Origin of the sequence: Caballeronia terrestris (assembly GCF_001544515.1) — a bacterium.
GTDB lineage: Bacteria > Pseudomonadota > Gammaproteobacteria > Burkholderiales > Burkholderiaceae > Caballeronia > Caballeronia terrestris.
Map to the genome: position 1 here is coordinate 1 of NZ_FCOL02000152.1, position 5,786 is coordinate 5,786.

Here is a 5,786-nt window from a genome sequence, read left to right on the forward strand (position 1 = left end):
GCGCCTGCCCGCGCGTAGGCATAGATGCCGTTATCGAGTTCGGGCTTGCGCATCGCCAGCGTCTGGTAGACGAAGGCGAGCATCAGCATGCCGATGCCGGTGATCAGCCAACCGATGACCACAGCACCCGCTCCCGCCCCGGCAGCCATGTTCTGCGGTAACGAGAACACACCGCTGCCGATCATTGATCCAACCACGAGCGCGATGAGCAAACCTAGCTTCAGTCGCTTCGGAATGGCAGCGACAGCCCCGGGGCGTGCGGCCGGGATCGGCGTGGCCGGCAGATGATCGGCGAAATGTTTCATGGCGAGGCTCCATCACCTGGCAATGATTGCATTTAGTCATGCATGAGCACGGGCTTTCTTGACGTGGATCAGCTTTCCCTGCGACGACGGTTTACTGATGCGGTCCAGACGTCACGACCCGCACTGAGCATGTGTCGTCTCGTTGACCGAGATCAATCCTGTGGGGGTGTCCTGTTGTCAAACTTGTAGTGGCCCAGTGCTCGCCTGATTCGTATGGAGGTACATGATGTCCAAGTCGTCGCTTCGCAGCGTGACCGCCGTAGCGTTGTTCACCATATCCGCCACGGGCGCGGCCGCCGGCGCAAGCCCGCCCGTGCGGGCGCCGGACGGTCAGCCTCCCATGATGGGAACCCTTCTCAGCAACGAGGAGCGTGCAGACTTCTGCACGCAGATGCAAAGCGCAGCGACGCCCGAGGAACGTCGGGCTGTCTCGCGGCGCATGCATCAACTGGTAGCCGAGCGCTCGCGCGAGCAGGGTGTCGCGCTACCCGGCACGATCGGGGAAGCAGGCGCTATGATGGGGTCTGGCGCTGGCGCGCCCGGCCCGCATATGCAAGGGATGATGGGCATGGGTTGTGGGCCTGCAGCATCGAGAGCGGGAACGGGCGATAAGCCGCCGCCAGGCAATGTCGCGATCCGGAAGTACGACGGCATCCCGTATGTGACCGGAGGCGTGGGGGAAGACGAGGCCACCGCATTCAAGCGGCTCGCGTCTTCCTACAACACGCGAGCGACGTTCGTGTCAAACATCGGCGAGTATCTTTCGGGCGTCACCGTGCAGCTGCGCCGCGCGGACGGGACGCTCGTGTTCTCCGCCACCTCGGACGGTCCCTATCTTTTCGCTCGGCTTCCGCAAGGCCGGTACCGGCTGAACGCGACGTCCGATGGCGTATCGCAGGAGCGCTCCATCGACGTGCCCAAGAGCGGTGGCGTCAGCATGACGCTTACGTGGCCGACGGCATCCCGATCCTGATTCGACGCGCCGGCGAAAGCGCTCGGTGCATGAGGCGAGACGACATGGCGTTAGAGCCAATCTGCCAGGGCTGGCCTGCGTCTTCGAGCGCGCATTGCTGGTCGGGCTACAGCAGGAGAAGCGAAGATGAAGGATGCTTTTGAACGCCGCGCGCTTTTGCTTCATCTTGGAGACGCATTGGAGACTGTGCGCTACGTCGCCGGTTGCGGACAGGACCTCCGACTCGTACACGACCTCATAGTCGACGACGAGGCACTTCGCCGGTTCCCGTTACTCGGTCAGGTATCGACGCGGATGACGGCGCGTGAGTTTGTCCGAAATGCGGCGAACGCTTACTGTTCGTGGCCGCGTCGGTTGCTCGAGGCGACGCTGAACCGCACTGCGCTTGAGCGCACCGTACACGATAGTCTGTTTTCAACGAACTCCGTCGGCTGGCACGCTTACGTGGCGATGCTCAGGAAGGACGTTCCCTGGTTTGGCATCGACGTGCGGCGAATTATCGACGCCGAGGTAACCGAAGAAAATGCCAGCGATGAATCCGCAACGATCGAAATGCCAGCCGGCGACATGCAGACCGTATCGCCCGACGAACCATCGGATGAGAGCGATATCGAACGTTATCAAAACGAAAAGTCTTCCGCATCCCGTGAGAGCGTCGAGAGCGGTCGCCGTTCGGATTCGAATTGGCCGTGGAACGGCGACATTTAACGATGCGCGTTGCTTCACTCGTCCGGGTAACGCAGGTAAGGCGCCCGAAGCCGCGCAAATCGCTCGATCCGATCTGCTTCGATGACGTCGAGTGCTTCAAGGCTTGCACCATCGCGCACGGCTTCCCACACAGCCTGCGAACCTACCGACTCGCGCGTGGCAGCAAGATCAAATTCTTGCGGGTAGAGCGCGTGCAGCGTGGCAAGCAACGCCACGCCGACACGGCCCGGCGGACGAGACCGGTCGTGCGCGACGATGGCGACACCATGACACGGCATGCCGCGATAAGCAGACTCCGTAGGCAGGAAGTCGATTGGTCCGAATTGGACGCCGAGGTCGAGCGCGTTGAGCGCCCGCACAAGGCGCATGGCATCGATCCAGGGCGCGCCGATCCATTCGAACGGGTGCGGCGTGCCGCGTCCGACGCTCACGTTGGCTCCCTCGAGCAATGCGACATCCGGATAGAGGTTCAATTGTGAAGGCGTGCGCAGGTTCGGCGATAGCGGGACCCAGCCGAGCCCCGTATCGGCCATACGCATCGAGCGTCGATAGTTGCGCATCGGTATGACCCGCAAATCGGCTTCAATGTGTCGCTCGCGGTTGAACAATGACGCCAGCTCGCCAACGGTTAAGCCAGGCATGAGCGGTAACGGGAAATAGCCGGTGAACGATTCATGTCCGGCATCGAGCATCGGTCCGCCGAAGGTGTCGCCGCCGAGCGGGTCCGGGCGATCAAGCACAAACAGCGGAATATGGCGGTGCGCCGCGGCCTCAAGCGCATAGCCGAGCGTGGTTTCGTAGGTGAAGAAGCGCACGCCCGCATCCTGAATGTCGAACACAAGCGCGTCGAGGCCCTTAAGAGCGGCATCCGCAAACCGGCGCCCGCCTGTATAGAGACTGTGGACGACGAGGCCTGTCGCGGGGTCGCGTGCATCGTCGATTCGCTCGTCGCGATCCGTGCCGAGTCCATGCTCCGGTGCAAACAGCGTCGCCAGCGTGACGCCCGGTGCCTGCGCGAGCACGTCGATCGTGCGCCTGCCTCGTGAATCAAAACCGCTATGATTCGTGACGAGGCCTATTCTTAAGCCCGCGAGTGGAGCGAACAGGTCGTCCTCCAGGACGTCGATGCCGGTTCTGACCGGACCCTTCGAGACAGGCAGGGCGGATGCCGCATCGATGGCGGAGGCGGCCCACGGCAGCAGTCGGGCGAGTTCGTGGGCGGAGAGCGGTGGCTCGCGGCTTGCCAGCAGTGCGACGACTTGTTCGCGCAGGGGTCGGGCGTCGCCCCGGTCATCCGGATGCACACGATTCGTGAGAATCACGAGGAACTTCCGCGACGCGAAATCAATCCAGATTGCCGTGCCTGTATAGCCGGTGTGGCCGATCGATCCGACAGCGGGTAGTCGGCCACGATTCGAGGCCAGCGGAGCGTAGAGTTCCCATCCAAGAGCGCGCATCGGTGACGCGGAGGCGAGAGCTGCAGACGTTGCAGGCATTGCGAGCGCAGTGACGCTCGACGGTTGCAAGATTCGCAACTCGCCTGCACGGCCTGCGTTCAGAATCATCTGTGCAAATTGGGCGAGATCGCGAGCGGTCGAGAACACGCCTGCATGGCCCGATACGCCGCCCATGCGCGCCGCTGTCGGATCGTGAACGCGGCCGCGGCGCATACCGAACCGATCGGGCGTTGTTGCCGCGCTTCGCGAGGCGCGGGCGCGGTCCGGGAGGAAGCCGGTATCACGCATGCCAAGAGGAGCGAAGATGTAGGCGCGGCAGTAGGTGTCGAGCGAACGATGAGTGACGCGTTCGACGAGTACGCCGAGCACCACGAAGTTGAGGTCACTGTAGATTACGCGGGTGCCGGGCTCCGCTTGCAGTTGCTCCGCCAATACCTCGCGTAACACGTCTGCGCGTGTGTGTGCAGCAGATAACGAGGGCAAATCTGGGCGCAGACCCGAGGTATGTGAAAGCAATTGACGCAGCGTGACGTCCTGCTTTCCGTTTGCAGCGAACTCGGGCCAGTATCGTGCCACTGGCGCATCGAGCTGCAGGCGCCCCTCCTCGACGAGCTGCATAACTGCCGTCGTCGTGGCGACCGGTTTCGTGAGCGAGGCGAGATCGAATACGGTATCGAGCGTCATCGGCTCGGGCCGGGGCGAGACGACACGCATCCCGAACGCTCTCGCATACGAAACCCCGTGTGCATCGCCGACCATAACGACTGCGCCCGGAATCCGTCCGGCGTCGATCTGTGCGATCACAATACGTTCGAGTTGTGCGCGGGCCGAGTCGTCCAAACCGCTACCGGCAGCGGCACGCGTGGCGAACACAAGCGCGCAGACGAAAGCGCCGCGTATCAGCTGGCGTGTCAGCCGGCGTATCAGCGCGGCAGGTCGGCGGCATCGTAGCGATTGCGCGGGTTCCATAGCATCCATCCGTCGGTCGCCGCTGCGTCCGCGGCTTCGGTCTGCTTGTGAATCGCGTCGGCGCCGAACTCGCGATGGTCGAATGCGTAGTCACGAAACGCCTGCAGCCATGGACGGAATCGCACGCCGGGAAGTCCAGTTCGCTGCATGGCTTCGGCGAGGGACCGACGCACGATCTGCCCGGGGTCCGCGACGGGATTGGTGCAGCCCGGCAGACCCCATGTGAAGCCCGAGGGATAGAGCATCGGGGAGATGTAGTCGAGCGCCGTTCCGAGCGTGCCGATCTCCTGGCCGATCGCAGTATCGTCGAGATTCCAGCAGACGTACCCGAAGATGTCGGCGGACACGAACACGTTGTACGGTGCGAGGCGCGCCCGCGCCGCCTTCAGGAAGCCGACGATGGCCGCGGTGCGGTTGCCGCGCGTGTTCGGCAGCGCGAAGTGCACGCCGCTTGCATCGGGAAAGCGGACGTAGTCGAACTGGATCTCGTCGAAGCCCAATCGTGCCGCCTCCTCGGCGACATCGAGGTTGTGCTGCCAGACCTCATGCGAAAACGGGTCGACCCATTGCAGGTTTTCGCGATCGCGCCACGGATTGCCATTCCCATCGCGAACCGCCCAGCCAGGATGCGCGGCGGCCAGCGGGTCGTCCTTGAACACCACGATGTGCGCGATCAGGTAGAGGTTCTTGCGGTGCAACTCGGCAAGCAATGAGCCGAAGTCTTTGGAGACTGGCGCCCGTTCGGTGATCTGCGCGATTGCTCCGATCGCTTCGCGTGCGTGGCTCGGATAGGGAGTCAGGCCGCGATCGCCCTTCACGTCGATGACGAGCGCATTGATGGCCGTATTGTCGGTCAAGCTGACAGCGGCGGTGCGCAGCGTCGCGCTGTTCACGCCATATACCGACAGGTACACGGCCTTCGGCCGAAAGGGCGTCAGCACGATGGTCACCGGCTCGTCACCCGAAACCGCCGTTTGTGCGCGGAGGTATCCCGCGGCTCGGGCGGCAACGCTCGAGCCAGCATGATCGATCGCAAATCGTCCGTCCTGATCGCTGAGAACTGTTTCCGTCGCCGTTGTGACGATGGCTCCGGCAACCGGAGCAAGGGTGCTTTGGTCCATCACAACACCGGTCACCGCTGCCGCCATTCTGCTGACCAGCAAGGCCGATACGAAGACGAGTCCGAAGATCAATGCACGCACCGACACTGCGCGCGCGCTCATGGTCGGCCACCGGAGGCGGGGACCGTCTGTTGCTCGCTTTCGCCGAGCAACCGCGCGAAGGCGCTCGTGCCATGACCTTCGACGATCAGGAAGCGAGGCATCGCGAGCAGCGGCGAATCTCTTTCGACTGGACGCGCGTCCAGTGTAAAGC

General features: G+C 63.3%; 5 protein-coding genes. 2 read left to right on the forward strand and 3 right to left on the reverse strand.

The window, feature by feature from the left end; translation table 11 throughout:
* Positions 1 to 305, reverse strand: a 305-nt coding sequence (locus tag AWB67_RS34120; protein WP_125477810.1) for an amino acid permease, incomplete at its 3' end; no start/stop codon positions are given.
* Positions 306 to 528: 223 nt separating this feature from the next.
* Between AWB67_RS34120 and AWB67_RS34125 the strand changes: the two genes are divergently transcribed.
* Both AWB67_RS34125 and AWB67_RS34130 read left to right on the forward strand, forming a co-directional pair.
* The gene (locus tag AWB67_RS34125) at positions 529 to 1,278 is read left to right on the forward strand and encodes a carboxypeptidase-like regulatory domain-containing protein (RefSeq protein ID WP_087660386.1); all 750 of its coding nucleotides are present in this window, start codon (positions 529 to 531) and stop codon (positions 1,276 to 1,278) included.
* A 126-nt stretch (positions 1,279 to 1,404) separates the two neighbouring features.
* Complete coding sequence (locus AWB67_RS34130) at positions 1,405 to 1,986, forward strand: hypothetical protein (RefSeq protein ID WP_087660387.1); 582 nt, start codon at positions 1,405 to 1,407, stop codon at positions 1,984 to 1,986.
* A gap of 14 nt (positions 1,987 to 2,000) precedes the next feature.
* On the opposite strand, the gene AWB67_RS34135 is transcribed toward AWB67_RS34130, so the two are convergent.
* On the reverse strand, positions 2,001 to 4,283 hold the full coding sequence (locus AWB67_RS34135; RefSeq protein WP_327366998.1) for a serine hydrolase: 2,283 nt from the start codon (positions 4,281 to 4,283) through the stop codon (positions 2,001 to 2,003).
* An 83-nt stretch (positions 4,284 to 4,366) separates the two neighbouring features.
* Entirely contained in the window at positions 4,367 to 5,560 is a 1,194-nt protein-coding gene (locus AWB67_RS34140) for a putative glycoside hydrolase (protein WP_087660389.1), read from the reverse strand.
* Positions 5,561 to 5,786: the final 226 nt, after the last annotated feature.

What these genes read in the sequence shown, in the direction of transcription:
- AWB67_RS34130 (WP_087660387.1), top strand. Translation starts at nt 1,405, where the DNA reads ATGAAGGATGCTTTTGAACGCCGCGCGCTTTTGCTTCATCTTGGAGAC.
- AWB67_RS34140 (WP_087660389.1), bottom strand. Translation starts at nt 5,560, where the DNA reads ATGGCGGCAGCGGTGACCGGTGTTGTGATGGACCAAAGCACCCTTGCT.
- AWB67_RS34125 (WP_087660386.1), top strand. Translation starts at nt 529, where the DNA reads ATGATGTCCAAGTCGTCGCTTCGCAGCGTGACCGCCGTAGCGTTGTTC.